The sequence below is a fragment of the Rhodococcus koreensis genome, assembly GCF_017068375.1.
In the GTDB taxonomy this organism is placed as follows: domain Bacteria; phylum Actinomycetota; class Actinomycetes; order Mycobacteriales; family Mycobacteriaceae; genus Rhodococcus_F; species Rhodococcus_F koreensis.
The window spans coordinates 4,153,770-4,171,759 of record NZ_CP070609.1 but is presented as its reverse complement, the minus strand read 5'-3'; the positions used below and the strand labels follow the sequence as shown (position 1 = coordinate 4,171,759).

Sequence of the window (17,990 nt, the reverse complement as noted above, 5' to 3'; positions counted from 1 at the left end):
ATGGGCAACACTAAGCACTCCGTCGACCCGCTGTCAACGGCTGGGGAAAATTGGCGTCCCTCCCGTGATCGAACGGGGCTTCTCTACGTCCATATGGGTCCCAGGTCCGGGATTGTCAGGCAATATGCATAATGGGTTTCAAGGAAGTCCCCACTCGACAAGGCGGATCATGGCGAAGTCACCGGCCACGGCCGACGGCACGGCGGCAGTCGCACCGAGCAGTGCCTCGGCGCTGCTGCCGGTCGCCTCGACCACCCGCCGCGACGGCGTCATCGCCGAGATCAAGCGCGCGATCGTGCTCGGCGCCCTGCAGCCCGGCGAGAAGCTCACCGAGGCCCAGCTGTCATCTTCGCTGAGCGTGAGCAGGCCTACCGTCCGCGAAGCCCTCAACCAGCTGGCCCAGGAGGGGCTGCTCGTGCAGGAGCCGTACCGCGGCCTGCGGGTGGCGTCTCTCGACGCCAAGGCCCTCCTCGACATCGCCGAGGCGCGCGTCGCGATCGACATGCAGGCGATGACCGCGATCCTCGCCGACGGCTCCGGCCGACGCCTCGAGATGGTGATGGCCAGCTGGCGCGAGTACGCGCGGCTCGCCTTCGACCCCGACCCGCTCGTCCAGCACGATGCCCACCTGCGATTTCACCGCAGCATCTGGGCGGCGTCGGAGAACTACCTGCTGCTGAAGCTGTGGCCGGTCACCGAGGCCCACATCACGATCGCGCTCGCGCAGGACCAGTTCACCCGGTCGGACCCTCAGCGTGCCTTCGAGGTCCACGAGCGGCTGGTCGACGCGATTCGCACGCGCAACCTCGACAAGATCCGGGCGGCTTTCGTCGCGCACACCATCGACAGCGCCGAAGAACTCGTCGCACTGATGGCGGCCGCCGAGGGCTCGGACTGAGCTTCGGGCCCCTTCGGAAGGCTGCGGCCGCCGAGATAACCCGAAATTTACACACCGTCGGCTGACGCGCACCGGCGCAGGCGCGACCGGACAATCCCCAGCTCAGCTGCCCGTGGGCTCCTCTGCGCACGATGGTTTTGTTTCGTCCGGGTGACGCCGATCGACCGAAGTCTCGAAAACCTTCCGCGACCTCTTGCGCTCCGTCTGATTGTTTGACAATCTTACGTAGGAGGAAATGCGGCGTGGATCACACTTTCGCCGACTTCCGCACCAGCCGAGCCATGGAGACACACGCGCTTCGCTCGAATCGCCTCACCGAACTCGGAATTCGGACCCAGTGCCGCCGCACCCCACGGCGCCTGCACCCTGCACACGAAGAGGGCAGTCATGCAAAAAAGCACCAAGAGAGTTCTCGGCGTCGCCGGTATCTGCGTCGTCGCCGCGGCATCCGGCTACGTCGGCGCCGGCCTGAGCAGCGGATCGGAGTCCGGCGGCGTCGGGGGTCCGCAGGGCTCGTTCATCGACGACATCAAGGATCGGGGGGAACTGCGGGTAGGTGTGGCAATCGCCGCGCCGATGACCGTCCAGGGCGCCGACGGAACGCTCGGGGGACCGAACCTCATCCCACTGCGGGCGCTGGCGGACCAACTCGGGGTGGAACTGAAGCCGGTGGCCGCCGAATGGAAGAACATCGTCGCGGGACTGCAGGCCGATCGCTACGACTTCGCCGCCAACCTCGACTACACCGTCGAACGGTCGCTGGCCATCCAGTTCACCGATCCGGTCTACGAGTACCAGGCGGTGTACGTGGTGAAGGCCGACTCGCCGCACACCACCGCCGAACAGATCAGGGCGGACGGGGGTGCCGTCGCGACCGCGCAGGGCTCCGCTCCTGAAAAGGCGGTTCAGGAAACAGGATTGACCGTCATGCCGGTGGACAACTATTCCAACGCGCTCTCCGCCCTCCAGGCAGGTCGCGTGATCGCGGAGTTCGCCGATCTGCCGACCGCCGAGGCCCAGACCCTCGCCGATCCCAGCCTGAAGATCGTCGTGCCCAATCCGCCGATCTACTCCGCGTCGGCCGCGTACGGTATCCCCGCCGACACCGACACGCGGTCGCTGCAGATCATCAACATCGCCATCGAGCGTGCACGCGAGAGCGGACAACTCGCCCGCGCCTACGCCGACGTCGACTACCACGAGATCGACGATCTCGGCGACCTGGTCAAGAAGTAGGGGCGGCAGCCATGAACTACGAATTCGACTGGACCATCGTCGCCGACGCGTTTCCCCTGATGCTCGAGGGCCTGGTCGTCACGCTCGAACTCACGGTCGTCACCATCGCGATCAGCATGGTCCTCGCCGTGCCCGTCGCGGTCGCGCGGATGTCGGAGATCGAACTGGTCCGCTGGGGGGCGCAGGCCTACATCGAAGTGTTCCGGTGCACCCCGATGCTCGTCCAGCTCTTCTGGATCTTCTACGCACTCCCCGCCCTCACCGGTCTGACGATCTCCGGATTCACCTCGGCGATTATCGCACTGTCGGCGAACCTGACCGCATTCATGGCCGAGGCCTACCGAAGCGGATTCCAGGCAGTGCCCGTCGAGCAGGTCGAAGCCGGCAAGATGCTGCGCCTGACGCGACTGCAGCAGTTGCGCTACATCATTGTTCCCCAGGCGATTCGGCAGCAGACGCCGGTCATCCTCTCGCTGAACATCTCGATCTTCAAGGATTCGGCCCTGGTGTCGACGATCGCGGTCGCGGACCTGATGTTCGTCGCCAACACGATCTCGTCCGAGACGTACCGTTCGCTGGAAGTCTTCACCCTCGCCGCGGTGATCTACTTCGCGGTCGCGTTCCCGGTCTCCCTGGCCACCAGCAATCTCGAACGACGCATGCAGCAGAACTCGGCACGCGGGGCAACGGGCAGCCAGAGCTTCCTCAGCCGCATGATTCCCGGGCGACGGGTGGCGACGGCATGACGACCGACCACCGCACCCCCACCGATCGCACGAACCGAACCAGAGGCCAGCGATGAAAACCCTCGAATCCACCGCACCGTTCCACACCGAAATCGGCGGCGTCCTCGTCTCCGCCCGCGGCCTGCAGAAGAGCTTCCACGGCCGCACCATCATGCGCAACGTCGACTTCGACATGCACGCCGGCGACATCACCGTCATCATCGGCAAGAGCGGATCCGGCAAGAGCACCATGCTGCGCGCGCTCGCCGGTCTCACCGAGCCCGACGAGGGAACCATCGACTTCGACGGCGTCCGAGTCTTCGAGGACCAGCAGCGCACCGAGGCGTGGGCGGACAAGAGCTTTCACGTCGGCATGGTGTTCCAGACGTACACCCTCTGGCCGCACATGAACGTCCTCGACAACCTCACCCTCGCGCCCCGCAAACGGCTCGGCATGTCCGGCTCCGAAGCCCGGGACCGCGCCGAGTCCGCGCTCGCGGAGGTCGGGATGAAGCAGCACATCCTGAGCCGGTGCACCCAGCTGTCCGGCGGTGAACGCCAGCGCGTCGCCATCGCCCGCGCGTTGATGATGAAGCCGCGACTGCTGCTGTGCGACGAGATCACGTCGGCGCTCGACCCGCCGGTGGCCGCCGAGGTGCTCGAGGTGCTGCGGCGCCTGAAGGCCGAGGAGGGCATCGCCATCGCACTGGTCACCCACGACATGGCCTTCGCGTCGAAGGCGGCCGACCGCCTGGTGTTCTTCCAGGACGGCGAGATCGCCGTGAACACCACGCCGGAACTCGCGTTCACCAGGTCCGACAACGAAGAGCTGAACAAGTTCATCGACGCCGTCCGGTTCTGACCGCACCACCCCCCGACACTCCGATCGAACGGGAGCCGCTAGACCATGAGCCCAACCCAGACCATTCGTAGGTTCGAAGACCACGTCGTGATCGTCACCGGCGCCGGCGGCGGCATCGGTGCCGCGATCAGCGCCCGGTTCGCAGGCGAGGGCGCCCGCGTCCTCGTGTGCGACGCCGACGACGCAGCCGCCAAGGCCGTCGCCGACGAGCTCGCCGGGCGGGGTCTGCTCGCCGAGGCCCGGGTCTTCGACGTCACCGACCCCGACGCGTGCGCGGCACTCGCCGCGGACGTCGTCGAGAGCCACGGCCGGATCGACGTCCTGGCGAACAACGCGGGCATCAACCGCCGCGGCGACCTTCTGTCGCTGACCGAGGACGACTGGTCCGCCACGTTCGCCGTGAACGTCGACGCCCTCTTCCACCTGTGCCGCGCAGTCCTGCCGACGATGATCGGGGCAGGCGGGGGCGCCATCGTCAACACCGCGTCCCAGTGGGGCCTGTACCCCGCCCCGGGGCACGTCGCCTACAACGTCTCCAAGGCCGCCGTGGTCTCCTTCACCCAGAACCTCGCCCGCGACTACGCCCCGCACAACATCCGGGTCAACGCCGTGTGCCCCGGAGAGATTCGCACCCCGATGCTCGAGGCAGGCCTGGCCCGCAAGGGCCTGACGGTCGCCGACCTCGACGCGAAGGTCCCGTTCGGGAGGATCGGGCGACCCGAGGAGGTCGCCGCGCTCGTCGCGTTCCTCGCGTCGGACGAGGCCCCGTTCCTCTGCGGTGCGGCCGTGGAAATCACCGGCGCGCAGGCTGTCTCGTGAGCGCCCTCGCGGCAGGTCCGCTCGCAGGGAAGGCTGTCCTGGTGACCGGTGCGTCCCGGGGTATCGGTGCGGCCACCGCCCGCGTGATCCACCGGGACGGTGGCACCGTCGTCGTGCACTACGCGTCGAATGAGCGCGCGGCGAAGAACCTTGCCGAGGAACTCGGCGGCACCCGGGTGCACCTCGTCCAGGGGGACCTCACCGACCCCGCCGCCACCCGCGACGTGTGGGAGGAGGCGGTGCGTGTGTGCGGGCGGATCGACGTGCTGGTCAACAACGCCGGTGCCTGGATCGCGTCCCCGATCGACGACGAGTCCGAGTGGAACGAGGGGTGGACTCGCAACCTCGCCTTGAACCTCACCGCGCCCGCCGATCTGACCCGGTACGCGATCACGCATTTCCGCGGACACGGCGGCGGCGCCGTGGTCACCGTCGCCAGCCGCTCCTCCCATCGGGGTGACGACGCCGACCATCTGGCGTACGGTGCCGCGAAGGGCGCGATCCTGGCGCTCACCCGAGGTGTCGCCCGCGGCTTCGCCGGCGACGACATCCTCGCGTACGCGGTGGCACCGGGATGGGTGGCCACCGATCTCGCCGACGACGCGGTGACCAGCGGCGCCGCCGCCGCGCTACCCCTCGGCGAGGTCACACCGCCGCAGGACGTGGCCGAGACGATCGCGTTCCTCGCGTCCGGTCGTGCCCGTCACGCGACCGGGGCCACCGTCGACATCACGGGAGCCGACTACGTTCGCTGACGGTCCGGACGCGGACCGGGTTCACAGCGGTGCGGTGATCGGCGCCTCGGGTGCCTCCGTGACGTTCGTGTGCCCGGTCTCGAGGTACTCGGTGACGGCCTGGTCGACGACGGCGTTGCCGCCCTGGATCCCGGCGCCGTGATCTCCACCCCCGACGGTGACGAGGTTCGCCCCCATGTCGTGGGCGAGCCGAACTCCGCCCTGATAGGGCGTCTGCGGGTCGCGCAGTCCCTGCAGGACGAGCGGCGCCGTCGCCAGCCCCCGATTGGTCAACGCGGGCGGCGCGACGACGGGCGGCGCGCCGGCGCAGAACGTTCCGGAGCTGTAGCCGTACCCGATGAGGTCGAAGAGATCTCCGGTGACGAACGTGGAGAACAGCCAGCCGGGGATGCGGTCCGGCCGCGCCGCGACGGTGTTCTCGTTGCACAGCACGAGCGTCTGCATCATCTGGGACTGGAGCAGTCGCGCGTACTCCTGCTCCGTCAGGTCGTTCAGCCCGGCACCCTCGGGGATCGCGCCGGGTCCGTCGCGGACCACCCGGGCCAGGAGCGGCCAGTTGTTCCGGGCGGGAAGCAGTTGCCGTGTCATCACGTAGATGCTGGACGACGTCTGGGTGTGCGACGGATTTGCGATGCCCCGGATGAAGGCCTCGAACTGGACCCGGGCAGGCCCGGTCAGATCGACCCCGCCGCGGTAGGCGTCGGCGAGCGATTCCAGGCCGGGCGGTACGTCACCCACCTGCGCGGGCGGCGGCGCGAGTGTCGGGTTGCCGCCCGCCTCCTCGACGATCCGGTCCGACCACCGCTGGTAGACCTTCAGCGGGGTGTCGCCGAGCCCGTACGTGTCGTCGTGGGCGGCGACCCAGTCCATGAGGTCGTAGAAGCGTTCCTTGTAACCGTCGTTCTGCTGCCACAGCACGTCGTTCCACAGCCACTTCTGGTCGACCGCGGAATCGAGGACCATCCGGCCGGTGTGCTGCGGGAACAGCGTCGCGTAGGTGGATCCGAGGATGGTGCCGTAGGACAGGCCGTAGATGTCGATGACGTCCTCGCCGAGTGCCGCCCGGACCTGCTCCCAGTCCCGCGCGGTGTTCTCGGTCGTCAGGTGCGCCGTGGTGCCCGGCGCCGCGGACTCGCACGCGGCACGCGTTGCGGCGCCGCCGAAGCCGAGGCCCATCGCCGTCGTCTGCTCGGGGGACAGGGCGCAGTCGACGGCACCGGCGTACGGGAGCCCGCGCGGTTGCACACCGATCACGTCCCACTGTGCGCGGACCGCGTCGGGCAGCACGTCGACGAACATGCTGTTCGAGCCGATCGCGTCTCCGCCCGGCCCACCGGGATTGGTGAACAGCACGCCTCGCCGCGCGCCGGGATCCTCGGCGCGGTGGCGGGTGACGAGGACGTCGATCGTGCCGGCGGCCGGATCCGCGTAGTTGCGGGGCACGGTGACCGACCCGCACTGCTCGGACGCCGGATCGAGTTCGTATTCGGCCGGGCAGGGCCCCCAGTCGAGTTCGTCGCTCGGCGCCGGCTGCGCGGCGGCGATCGGTGTGACCCCCGCCGCGACGACGACGCTGATGCCGACGGCCAGGGCCGCTCGTCCGAAGATCCCCCGCATACTCCCGCTGCCCCCTCGTGGTCTCGCGATCGTTCCGCGGCCAGTCTCTCAGATCTCGTCCACCGCAGCGGGATGTGCGACCGCGTCCGTGCGTCAGCCGGCGCCGAGACCGACCACGGCGACCATCAGTGGCAGCAGGACGATGATCAGGATTCCGCCGATGATGTCGAACGTGATCCCGCTTCGGATCATCGTGGTGATCCGTACCGCTCCGGAGCCGTAGACCACGGCGTTCTGCGGCGTCGACACCGGCAGCATGAAGCCGAACGACGCAGCGAACGTGGCCGCGAGGGCCGGGACGAACGGGTTGACCCCGGCCGCGATCGCCACCGGAATCACGATCGGCACCACGACCGCCGCGGACGCCGTGTTGCTCGTCGTCTCCGACACGGCGATGGCGAGGAGCACGGCGAAGATCGTGATGGCGACGACGCTCGTCAGGCCCAGCGAATCGGCGACCGAGGTGCCGATCGTCTCGGCGAGACCGGTGTCGGCGAGCAGCGACCCGAAGATGATGCCGGTTCCGAACAGGACGATCGTGCCCCAGTCGATCTGCGCCGCGTCTCGCCAGCGCAGGGTGAATTCGCGTTGTTTCCAGTCGGTCGGCAGCAGGAACAGCAGCGCCGCCCCGAACACCGCCACCATGCCTTCGTCGAGGCGGTCGCTGATCGTCGCGTAGAGGTCGGAGTCGTTGCCGGTGATCACCGCGACGACGCCGGGCAGGATCCACAGCGACACCGTGACCCCGAACGCGATGAGCGTGTTCTTCTGGGCACGGGACAGGGGGCCCATTTCGGCGCGCTGCTCCGCCAGGTAGTCGGAGACGCCTTCGATGCGCCGGATCTCCGGCTTGTTGAGGCGCAGCAGGATGAAGGTGAGCGCAATGAACATCACCAAGCAGATCGGGACGGCCATGGCCACCCACTGCCCGAAGGTGATCCGCTCCCCGGTGGCCTCCTCGATGAGCCCCCGTCCGATCAGGTTCGGGGGGCTCCCGACCGGCGTCAGCAGGCCGCCCACGCTGGCGCCGTACGCGAGCATCAGCATGATCGCGGCGCCGACGCGGAGCCGCAACGGGTCGAAGTCCGGAGCGACCACACCGCGGTGCTGCATCACCTTGGCGATGACCCCGAGGATGCCCAGGGCCGTGGGCAGCAGCATGGCCACCGTCGCGGTGTTGGACACGAACGCCGACAGCCCGCACGTGATGACGCCGAACGCGACGATGACCCCGGTGGTGGACTGGCCGACCCGGGGCAGCGTCAGGATCCGGAACGCGAACCGCCGCGCCACGCCGTGCTCGAGCATCGCCTGGGCGAGGATGAACGCGCCGATGAACGTGAAGATCGTCGACGAACCGAACGCCGAGAGGACCTCGTCGGCAGGCGCCACCCCCAGAAACACCACGACGGCCACACCGAGCAGCCCGCCGATCGGGATCGGCACCGCCTCGGACACCCACAGCACGATGACGCCGAGCAGCACGCCCGCCAGCGTCTGCTGGTTCGGCGGAATGTCGAGGGGAAGCGCGAGGAATCCGATCGTGATCAGCGGGGCGAGAAAGAGCCCGATCGTGCGGCGGCCCTTCTCGAATCGCTCCTCCGCGGGCGAGAGGTGCTGCTCGCCGAGGCTGCGGTACGTCGAGTGTCCGAGCAACGCCTTGTCGACGTCGGTTCGGTCGCCCTGGTTGTCGGTGGTCATGGCGCCTCCCGCGGCGACGTGGATCGGTACCGAAGTAGTACCCGTCGGGAGGGGCGTTATGCGCTCCGCGCGTCCCGGGCCCGACCACCGCCGACCTCGGATCCGTACAACCTCTGGTCCCTCTCCTCCCCGCAAATCTGGCTCTGGGCGGGCGCTGTTTCCGAGTCGTAAGGTGAGGTGACTCACCAAATGAGTGATGTGGATCACACCTACTCGGTGCCCGCCCTGCACCACTGTCCGGCGACGGGCGGCCGCAGGCAGCCGGCGCGCTCGGTCAACGCCCTCTGGAGGAAATGTGGACAGTACCGTTCCCGAACACACCGACAGTTCCGGTCTCGGAAAAGGCCTGAAACGCCGGCACATGAACCTGATCGCCCTCGGTGGCGTGATCGGTGCCGGCCTGTTCGTGGGCAGCGGCGTCGTCATCGGCGGCGCGGGACCTGCCGCGATCATCTCCTTCCTCATCGCGGGCATCATCACGTTGCTGATCATGCGGATGCTGGCGGAGATGGCGGTGGCCAGGCCGGTGGTCGGATCGTTCTACGTCTACGCCCGCCAGGCGCTGGGGCGTCGGGCCGGGTTCGCGACGGGGTGGATGTACTGGTATTTCTTCGTCATCGTCGTTGCGGTCGAGGCCATCGCCGGCGGCCGGATCCTGCAACTGTGGATCCCGATGGTGCCGCTGTGGATGCTGAGCCTGGGGCTGATGCTGCTGCTGACGGCCACCAACATGGTGTCCGCCCGCTCCTACGGCGAGTTCGAGTACTGGTTCTCCTCGATCAAGGTGGTCGCGATCGTCCTGTTCCTCGGGATGGGCGCCCTCTGGATCACCGGGCTGTGGCCGGATTCGACGCCGGGGCTCGGCAACCTCGTCAGTCACGGCGGATTCACCCCGCTGGGCTGGGGTGCGGTGCTCGCCGCGGTCGTCCCCTGCGTCGCCTTCTACACCGGGGCCGAGATCGTGACGATCGCCGCCGCCGAGTCGGAGGAACCGAAACGTGCTGTCGCCCGGGCCATGCGGTCGATCGTGGCGCGGATCGTGACGTTCTACGTCGGGTCGATTCTCGTGGTCGTCACGATCCAGCCGTGGGACACCGAGAGCGTCGGTGTCAGTCCGTACGCGTCGGTGCTCGAGGTGCTCGGGATTCCCGGCGTCGCCACGATCATGAACTTCATCGTCCTCACCGCGGTACTCTCCTGCCTCAACTCCGCGCTGTACACCACGTCACGAATGTTGTTCGCGCTCACCCGGAACGGGGATGCGCCCAAGTTCTTCACCAAGCTCTCCCGCAACGGCGTGCCGCGTCGCGCGATTCTGCTCGGCACGACCATCGGCTACATCTCCGTCGCCTGCACGTACGTGTGGGGCGACATCGTGTTCAACTTCCTCGTCAACTCCTACGGCGCCGTCGCGCTGTTCGTGTACCTGCTGATCGCCGTCTCCCAGGTGGTGCTCCGCCGGCGCCTCGAGCGCGAAGATCCCGCGGCACTGCAACTCCGGATGTGGTTGTTCCCCTGGCTGAGCTACGCCACCATCGCGCTGATGGCCACGGTCATCCTCGCGATGGCCTTCCTCCCGAGCACCCGCTCGCAGTTCCTCATGAGCGGTCTGACGTTGATCGCCATCCTGATCAGCTACGAGGTGCGCAAGTGGCTCGGCAAGGCAGGTGTCGACGACGAATCGCTCTCCGCCGCTCCCCTGGTCGGTTCGGCGGACGAGTCCGTCTCGCAGGCCGAGAAGCGCATCGAGTCGGTGGAGACGCTCGGCGGCTCGGACATCGAACTGGCCGCGGCGGCGCAACAGGAGCCGAATTCTCATCGCCACCACCGGAGGCAGTCGTGAACACCCCTGCGGTGACCTGATCGAACTGTAACGGCCGATGACGAGATCGTGGAGACGAACCCCGGCCGGCCCGCTCCTGCGGTGCCGGGTGGCGCTCGTCGCGGCAGTGTCTCTGGGTGTGGTGGGTGTGGCGTGCGCGGCCCCCTCGGCGCTGCCCCCACCCCTCGCCGGCGACTATTCGCACTACTCGCTCCCGGACGGTGCCGAGATCCTGCCGCCCACGGCTGTCGTTCCGCCGCCCCCACCGGATCCCTCCTCGTGCGGCGCGCTGTCGAGTCTGCGGCCCGATCCCGGTCTGCGGCCGGAGACGGCGCCGCCGGGGTCGGCGCTGGCCGCGATCGTCGCGCGGGGACGGCTGATCGTCGGAACCGACCAGAACACGAACCTGTTCAGCTTCCGGGACCCGTCGACCGGCACGCTGTCGGGGTTCGACGTAGACCTGGCCCGGGAGATCGCCCGCGACCTCTTCGGCGACCCGGACAAGGTGGAATTCCGTCTGCTGACGTCGGCCGGCCGCTTCGATGCACTGGAACGAAACGACGTGGACCTGGTTGTTCACGCCACCTCCATCACGTGCGAGCGCGCCACCCGGGTCGGATTCTCGTCCGTGTATTTCGAGGCGTTCCAGCGACTGCTCGTACCGGAGGGATCCGGCATCGCCTCTCCCGCGGACCTGGCCGGCAAACGTGTGTGCACCTTCATCGACACCACGTCCCTCGCCACGATCCAGCGGGTGGCACCCGAAGCCACGATCGTGGCTGTCCCCGACTGGGACGATTGCCTGACCACGTTGCAACTGGGCCAGGCAGACGCAGCGACCACCGACAACTCCATCCTCGCCGGCCTTGCAGCGCAGGATCCGAACCTCGAAATCGTCGGCCCGAATCTGGAACTGGAGCCGTACGGCGTCGTCGCGAACAAGAACAACGACGCTCTGGTGCGCTTCGTGAACGGAACCCTGGAACGGATGCGCGAGGACGGGACGTGGAATCGCCTGTACGACCGGTGGTTGGGCCTGCTGGGGCCGACGGCGGGTCCACCGGCGCCGAGTTACCGGGACTGACGGGTCACGGGCCGGTCCTGCGCGGCAGGACCGGACCGCACTCGTCGATCAGCCCAGCAGTTCGGGAATCTTCGCGGCGCTCTCCAGGATGTGCGTGTGAGGCTCGGGGCGCAGCGTCGCGGCGTCGTGGGCGCCGGTCAGAACGCCGACCACGTACCGCGCCCCGGCGTTCGTGCCCGCGCGCAGATCGTTGGGGGTGTCGCCGCCGACCAGGACCTCGTCGACACTCTGCACGCCCGCCAGTTCCATCGCACGGAAGATGAGATACGGCGACGGCCTGCTCATCCGCACCTGATCGCTCGTGATCACACCGTCGATGTCCCGCCCGATCTCCCACCCGACCTGCTCGAGCAGCGGTTCCGCGATCTCGCGTGAATAACCGGTCTGGAGAACGATCTTGATGCCGCGCTCCCGCAGGGTGCCGAACGCGTCGTGGACTCCCGGCAGTGCGGTCGGAGGCGTCTTCCGGTACGCATCGAGAAGCATTGCGGTGAACTCCGATTCGACGGAGTCGAGAACGGCCGTGTCGGCCGGGGCTCCGCTCTCGCGCAGCAGTCCCTCGATGGCCTGCCGCTTGCCCGTGCCCTTCCACCGGTCGAACCGATCGTCCGGAAGCGGCTCGCCGAGGTGCTTCTCGACGGTGTCGCGTAACGCGACGTACACGGCGCCGCCCTCGTCGACGCTCGTGCCGGCAATGTCCAAGGTAACCAGCGAAACCCGGGGTTCGGTCATGGGGGTGACTCCTTCACAGTTGAGCCACTCACAGGCGCGCCTGTCAGTGGGCGATCATCGACAGCACGTCGGCGATGACGTCGCTGTTGGTTCCGTGCGTCAGATCGAGCGTCCGGCAACGGTCGTAGTACGGGCTCAGATCCAGCCCGACGCCCAGGCCGTAGACCTCGACCGCGCGTTCGTCCTCGTGCCGTTCGACCACGACCTGGAGGTGGTGGTCCAGGTAGAACTCGTCGTTGGCCAGCGCGGTGGCGCCGTCCAGTGGGCTGCCGTCCGAGATCACGAACAGCAGCCTCCTGCCCGGGCCGCGGTCGCGCATCCGTGAGCACGCCCAGTCGACGGCCTCGCCGTCGACGCCCTCCTTGAACAGGTCGTCCTTGAGCAGTCCCGCGATGGCGGGACGCGCGCGGCGCCAGGTGGTCTCGGCGTCCTTGAACACCAGCTGCCGGACCTCGTTGAGACGTCCCGGATCGTCCGGACGGCCGGACCGGAGCCAGTCCCTGCGGGCCCGGCCGCCGTTCCACGCGGTGGTGGTGAAGCCGAGGATCTCGCACCGGGCGTCGGCCAGTTCCAGCGCCCGCGCGAACACGTCGACCAGGACGGCGACCGGTTCGCTGAACTTCTTCATCGAACCGGAGCAGTCGATGAGGAACGTCACCGTCGCGTCGTTCCGCGGTTCGGTGCGTTCGGCCCGGAAGAGTCTGCGTTCGGTGGGCGAGGTGACAAGCTGCGCGAGCCGGCGACCGTCGATGTAACCCTCGTCGCGCCCGCCCTCCCAGCCGTCGCGGTCGGGCTCGGACAGCAGGGTCTTCAGCTGCCGTCCGAGCTTTCGGACGTTGAGACGATTGTCTTCGATGCCGACGTCGAGGCGCCGGCGGAAATCCCGGAGCAGTTCGGGCCGGACGAGGGACGTGATCTGCCGGGTCTCGTCGTAGGCGCGGGTGAACACGCGGTACCCGTCCCCGCCGTCACCCAGCGCGCGGCTGTGGCCCGACGCGGCCGTCGCGAATGTGTCATTCTCGTCCGGCTCGAAGTCGAAGAGCAGGGAGAAGGTCGCGGCGCGGTCGTCGCGCCTCGTATCGTCGGACTCGTCCGCGTCCGCGGCCTGCTCCAGTCGTCGGCCGATCACGTCGGCGACGGCCAGCGCATGCACCGCGAAATCCGATTGCGAGTGCCGGGTTCGGCGTAGCTGCGGAAGCTGGTCACCGAGCACGGAGGCGAGGCCGAACCGGGTCGATTCGATCAGATCCTGCGTGGTCTCGGGTATCGGCTCGGCGGTGATCCGTGCCCGGCACATCTGGATCACCGTGAACAGCAGCATGCCGTGCACGGTCTCCGTCAGGCCGGACGCCACGAACTCCTGCGACCACCGCGAGAATCGGTGGGCGAGATTCGCGCGCACCCCGTCCCACGCGCCGGCGGCCAGCGATTCGACGCGGAACTGTTCGAGGGTTTCGAAGATCAGCCGACTCGGCGTGTCCTCCGGGTACAGGCTCCGGTGCAGGGCGGGATCGGTGTGGAGCAGTCGCAGCGCCATGCCGTCGCCCGCACCGCGGAAGGAGGCGACGTCGGCGCGGCCGAACGACGGGTGCAGGTGCGGGGCGGGCATCGGCACCCGCCGATGTCCGCGATGAAGTTCCGTTCCGCGGAAATGCAACTCACCCTGACCGGTCAGAGCGCGGATGCTGCCGGCGCAGAGTTCACGAACCTCCTGCCGACGACGGACCGATTCGGGGCACACGGGCAGTTCTGCCATGACCGCCCGCTCAGGCCGTGCTCGCCGCGAGCATCGCCGACCACTCGGGTTCCTCGTCGAAGCATCGCTGGAAGTACTCGGCGACGATGGGCCGCTCGGCCTCGTCGCACTTGTTGACGAACGACAACCGGAATGCCAGCGCCGGGTCGTGGAAGATCTCGATGTTCTCGGCCCAAGTGATCACCGTGCGCGGCGACATCAGCGTCGACAGGTCGCCGAGCCGGAAACCGTTGCGGGTCAGATTCGCCACGGCCACCATCGACGCGATCAGCGACCGCCCCACGGACGGCACCCGCGCGGACACGATCTCGATCTCCTGTTCCGCGGGGAGATGATCGAGCGTCGCGACGATGTTCCAGCGGTCGATCTGCGCGTGATTGAGCCGCTGCGCACCGTGATACATCCCGTTGAGGTTGCCCAGTCCGACCGTGTTGGCGGTGGCGAACAACCGGAACGCCGGATGCGGAGACAGCACCCGGTTCTGGTCGAGCAGGGTGAGTTTGCCGTCGCGTTCGAGGAGGCGCTGGATGACGAACATGACGTCGGGGCGGCCGGCGTCGTACTCGTCGAGGATGAGGGCGACGGGACGCTGCAGCGCCCAGGGCAGGATGCCTTCCTGGAATTCGGTGACCTGCTTGCCGTCTCGCAACACGACCGCGTCCCTGCCGATCAGGTCCAGCCGGCTGAGGTGGCCGTCGAGGTTGACCCGCACGCACGGCCAGTTGAGCCTCGCCGCGACCTGCTCGATGTGCGTGGATTTGCCGGTGCCGTGCAGTCCCTGCACCATCACCCGGCGGTTACGGTCGAACCCGGCGAGCAGGGCGGTGGTCACCGCGTGATCGAACCGGTACGCGTGGTCGACGTCGGGGACGTGGTCGACCGGTTCCCGGAAGGCCCGAACCGTCAGGTCGGTGTCGAGTCCGAACAGCTCACGCGCGGAGAGCACGTGGCTGGGTGCCGCAGTGGTCATTTCGGGCATGCGCCCTCCTTCAGTTCAGGTCTGCCGTTCCGTCGTCCTGGACCTCGTTCTCGATCTCACCGATGGCGTCGGCGGCCCGCCGCAACGCGGGTAGCAGTTTGAGCGCCTTGTCGGGGGTGAGTCGCATGACCGGGGCCTGGACTGCGATGCAGAGATTGGAATTACCTGTGGCGCAGGGGACGAGCACCGCGGCGCACACGAGGCCGGGCAGGAACTCCTCGTCGTCGATGGCGTAGCCGTCGCGGCGGACCTGCTTGAGTTCGGTCTCGATGAGTTCGACGTCGGTGACCGTCTTGTTGGTGTACCGCTCGAGCGGCATCCGCCCGAGGAGTCGCCGGCGCTGCGCGGGGCTGAGTTGCGACAGGATCATCTTGCCGCTCGCCGAGCAGTGCGCGGGCACCCGCGACCCCGCATGGAGTGTAAACCGAAGGGGTTCGGAGGTTTCCACGCGGTCGAGGTACACCACCTCGCTACCCGACAGGGTGGTGACGTTGCAGCTCTCGCCGAGTTCGGCGACGAGGTTGCGGAGGATGGCGTGCCGCGCCCCGTGGTGGGTGTCGTTGAGCAGCAGGTTCTCGGCGAAGCGGCGCAGGCGCACACCGGTGCCGTAGTGCCTGCCGTTGTTCTGCCGGGTGAGGAGTCCGGCCCCCTCGAGTTGCTGCAGCATGCGGTGCAGGGTCGGCTTGGCCATGCCCGTCTCTTCGACGAGCCCCTGCAACGTGAACAGCTGGTCCTTGGACGCGATCATCTCGAGCAGCGCGAACAGGCGGAGCGTCGGTGTGTCTCCGGGTAGCTCCGTCGTCGGGTGTCCGTTCGACTCGTCGATCCGGTGAATCTCACCCACGGTTCCTCCTAGGCAGAACGGCGACGCATTCGCATCATGTATCGAAAAATCATACATCTGGTTCCGGTTTTAGGAACATTCATTGACGAACCGTGTGACGTGGCCTACTGTCACTGCAGATCACAAAATCACGAACGAAACGTTCCGATTTTTGACATTCTCGGCCGGTTCCGGCGCGCCCCTGAAGGAGGATCACACATGACCAAGAAGAAGAACGGTGCCGATCGCACCGCTGTTTCCGGCGTACAGAAGATGACACCGTCGGAGGCGTTCGTCGAGACGATGGTCGCGAACGGCGTAACCGACATGTTCGGCATCATGGGATCGGCCTTCATGGACGCGATGGACATCTTCGCTCCCGCCGGAATCCGGCTCGTCCCAGTCGTGCACGAGCAGGGCGCCGGACACATGGCTGACGGATATGCCCGGGTCAGCGGACGTCACGGCATGGTCATCGGGCAGAACGGCCCAGGCATCAGCAACTGCGTCACGGCGATCGCCGCCGCATTCTGGGCGCACAGTCCCGTCGTCATCGTCACCCCCGAGGCCGGCACCATGGGAACGGGCCTGGGCGGCTTCCAGGAAGCCAACCAGCTGCCGATGTTCCAGGAGTTCACGAAGTACCAGGGCCACGTCAACAACCCCAAGCGCATGGCCGAGTTCACCGGCCGCTGCTTCGACCGTGCGATGTCCGAGATGGGCCCCACGCAGCTCAACATTCCCCGCGACTTCTTCTACGGCGAAATCGAGACGGAGATCCCGCAGCCCACCCGCCTCGATCGTGGCCCCGGCGGGGAGAAGAGCCTGAACGAGGCGGCGGAACTGCTGGCGCAGGCCAAGTTCCCGGTCATCGTCTCCGGCGGCGGCGTGGTGATGGCCGACGGCGTCGACGAGTGCAAGGCGCTCGCCGAGCGTCTCGGTGCCCCCGTCGTCAACAGCTACCTGCACAACGACTCGTTCCCCGCCAGCCACCCGCTGTGGACCGGACCGCTCGGCTACCAGGGCTCGAAGGCCGCGATGAAGCTGATCAGCCAGGCCGACGTCGTGCTCGCCCTCGGCACCCGCCTCGGCCCCTTCGGCACCCTCCCGCAGCACGGGATGGACTACTGGCCGAAGAACGCCAAGATCATCCAGATCGACGCCGACCACAAGATGCTCGGCCTGGTCAAGAAGGTCTCCGTCGGAATCTGCGGCGACGCGAAGGCCGCTGCCGTCGCGCTCACCGAGCGGCTCGAGGGCAAGGCCCTCGCGTGTGATGCCAACCGAGAGGAGCGCAGCAAGAAGATCGACGCCGAGAAGGCGGCGTGGGAGAAGGAACTCGACGAGTGGACCCACGAGCGCGACCCGTTCAGCCTCGACATGATCGCCGAACAGGAAGGCGAGGACGGCAACTGGCTGCACCCGCGTCAGGTGCTGCGTGAGCTGGAGAAGGCGATGCCGGAGGACGTGATGGTCTCCACCGACATCGGCAACATCAACTCCGTCGCCAACAGCTACCTCCGCTTCGAGAAGCCGCGCAGCTTCCTCGCCCCGATGAGCTTCGGCAACTGCGGTTACGCACTGCCGACCGTCATCGGCGCGAAGGCCGCGGCACCGGAACGGCCCGCCATCGCCTACGCAGGCGACGGCGCCTGGGGCATGAGCCTGGGCGAGGTCATGACGGCCGTCCGGCACGACATCCCCGTCACGGCGGTCGTGTTCCACAACCGGCAGTGGGGCGCGGAGAAGAAGAACCAGGTCGACTTCTACAACCGCCGCTTCGTCGCCGGTGAGCTCGAGAGCGAATCCTTCGCCGGAATCGCGCAGGCGATGGGTGCCGAGGGCATCGTCGTCGACAAACTCGAAGAGGTGGGTCCCGCGCTGCAGCGCGCGGTCGCCGCACAGATGAACGAGGGCAAGACCACGGTCATCGAGATCATGTGCACCCGCGAACTCGGCGACCCCTTCCGCCGCGACGCCCTGTCGAAGCCGGTTCGCCTGCTCGACAAGTACAAGGATTACGTGTAAATCCAACCGCTGCCAGCACGTGGCCTCCGGCGATCACGCCGGGGGCCACGTCCCGTGCGGTCCTGGTACCGACGATTCGACGCGGTCTGGACCTGTCGCTTTACCGCCGCGACCCCCACACTTCTGACGGAGACCACGACGAACGGAAGCGGA

General features: G+C 67.7%; 15 protein-coding genes. 9 read left to right on the top strand and 6 right to left on the bottom strand.

Annotated features, from left to right (window positions below):
• Window positions 1–169: 169 nt before the first annotated feature.
• The 6 genes from JWS14_RS19030 to JWS14_RS19005 all read left to right on the top strand — a co-directional run bounded on the left by JWS14_RS19030 (window position 170) and on the right by JWS14_RS19005 (window position 5,295).
• Window positions 170–898 (top strand): GntR family transcriptional regulator, encoded by a 729-nt coding sequence (locus tag JWS14_RS19030; protein ID WP_095865379.1) that lies wholly within the window; start codon window positions 170–172, stop codon window positions 896–898.
• Window positions 899–1,285: 387 nt separating this feature from the next.
• Complete coding sequence (locus tag JWS14_RS19025) at window positions 1,286–2,134, top strand: substrate-binding periplasmic protein (RefSeq protein WP_072942510.1); 849 nt, start codon at window positions 1,286–1,288, stop codon at window positions 2,132–2,134.
• Window positions 2,135–2,145: 11 nt separating this feature from the next.
• Complete coding sequence (locus tag JWS14_RS19020) at window positions 2,146–2,880, top strand: amino acid ABC transporter permease (protein ID WP_095865378.1); 735 nt, start codon at window positions 2,146–2,148, stop codon at window positions 2,878–2,880.
• Between the two features lie 52 nt (window positions 2,881–2,932).
• Window positions 2,933–3,721, top strand: a complete 789-nt coding sequence (locus tag JWS14_RS19015) for an amino acid ABC transporter ATP-binding protein (protein WP_072942507.1) — start codon at window positions 2,933–2,935, stop codon at window positions 3,719–3,721.
• 45 nt (window positions 3,722–3,766) lie between these two features.
• Window positions 3,767–4,540: an SDR family NAD(P)-dependent oxidoreductase gene (locus tag JWS14_RS19010; RefSeq protein WP_206014090.1), complete on the top strand. Its 774-nt coding sequence runs from the start codon at window positions 3,767–3,769 to the stop codon at window positions 4,538–4,540.
• A complete protein-coding gene (locus JWS14_RS19005; RefSeq protein WP_206014089.1) occupies window positions 4,537–5,295 on the top strand; it encodes an SDR family NAD(P)-dependent oxidoreductase in 759 nt (252 codons plus the stop codon). The genes JWS14_RS19010 and JWS14_RS19005 overlap by 4 nt, the downstream gene beginning before the upstream one ends.
• Window positions 5,296–5,316: 21 nt before the next feature.
• Here the strand turns inward: JWS14_RS19005 and JWS14_RS19000 are convergent, their stop codons facing one another.
• Window positions 5,317–6,912: an alpha/beta fold hydrolase gene (locus JWS14_RS19000; protein ID WP_241031409.1), complete on the bottom strand. Its 1,596-nt coding sequence runs from the start codon at window positions 6,910–6,912 to the stop codon at window positions 5,317–5,319.
• 93 nt (window positions 6,913–7,005) lie between these two features.
• Window positions 7,006–8,613, bottom strand: a complete 1,608-nt coding sequence (locus JWS14_RS18995) for an SLC13 family permease (RefSeq protein ID WP_206014088.1) — start codon at window positions 8,611–8,613, stop codon at window positions 7,006–7,008.
• Between the two features lie 295 nt (window positions 8,614–8,908).
• On the opposite strand from JWS14_RS18995, the gene JWS14_RS18990 reads away from it, so the two are divergent.
• Window positions 8,909–10,456 carry an amino acid permease gene (locus JWS14_RS18990; RefSeq protein WP_206014087.1) on the top strand — a complete coding sequence of 516 codons (1,548 nt, stop codon included), beginning with the start codon at window positions 8,909–8,911 and terminating at the stop codon, window positions 10,454–10,456.
• A gap of 37 nt (window positions 10,457–10,493) precedes the next feature.
• A complete protein-coding gene (locus JWS14_RS18985) occupies window positions 10,494–11,519 on the top strand; it encodes a glutamate ABC transporter substrate-binding protein (protein ID WP_206014086.1) in 1,026 nt (341 codons plus the stop codon).
• 48 nt (window positions 11,520–11,567) lie between these two features.
• On the opposite strand, the gene JWS14_RS18980 is transcribed toward JWS14_RS18985, so the two are convergent.
• Genes JWS14_RS18980 through JWS14_RS18965 form a run of 4 tightly spaced genes read right to left on the bottom strand, consistent with a single transcriptional unit; the run spans window position 11,568 to window position 15,830 of the window.
• Window positions 11,568–12,251, bottom strand: a complete 684-nt coding sequence (locus tag JWS14_RS18980; RefSeq protein ID WP_206014085.1) for a phosphonatase-like hydrolase — start codon at window positions 12,249–12,251, stop codon at window positions 11,568–11,570.
• A 43-nt stretch (window positions 12,252–12,294) separates the two neighbouring features.
• The gene (locus JWS14_RS18975) at window positions 12,295–14,007 is read right to left on the bottom strand and encodes a cobaltochelatase CobT-related protein (RefSeq protein ID WP_206014084.1); all 1,713 of its coding nucleotides are present in this window, start codon (window positions 14,005–14,007) and stop codon (window positions 12,295–12,297) included.
• Between the two features lie 10 nt (window positions 14,008–14,017).
• Window positions 14,018–14,986: an AAA family ATPase gene (locus JWS14_RS18970; RefSeq protein ID WP_072942491.1), complete on the bottom strand. Its 969-nt coding sequence runs from the start codon at window positions 14,984–14,986 to the stop codon at window positions 14,018–14,020.
• Between the two features lie 10 nt (window positions 14,987–14,996).
• Window positions 14,997–15,830, bottom strand: coding sequence for an IclR family transcriptional regulator (locus tag JWS14_RS18965; protein WP_072942490.1), 834 nt, complete (start codon window positions 15,828–15,830; stop codon window positions 14,997–14,999).
• Between the two features lie 198 nt (window positions 15,831–16,028).
• Here JWS14_RS18965 and xsc point away from each other — a divergent pair, with 198 nt between their 5' ends.
• Entirely contained in the window at window positions 16,029–17,837 is a 1,809-nt protein-coding gene (xsc, locus tag JWS14_RS18960) for a sulfoacetaldehyde acetyltransferase (protein WP_095865371.1), read from the top strand.
• Window positions 17,838–17,990: the final 153 nt, after the last annotated feature.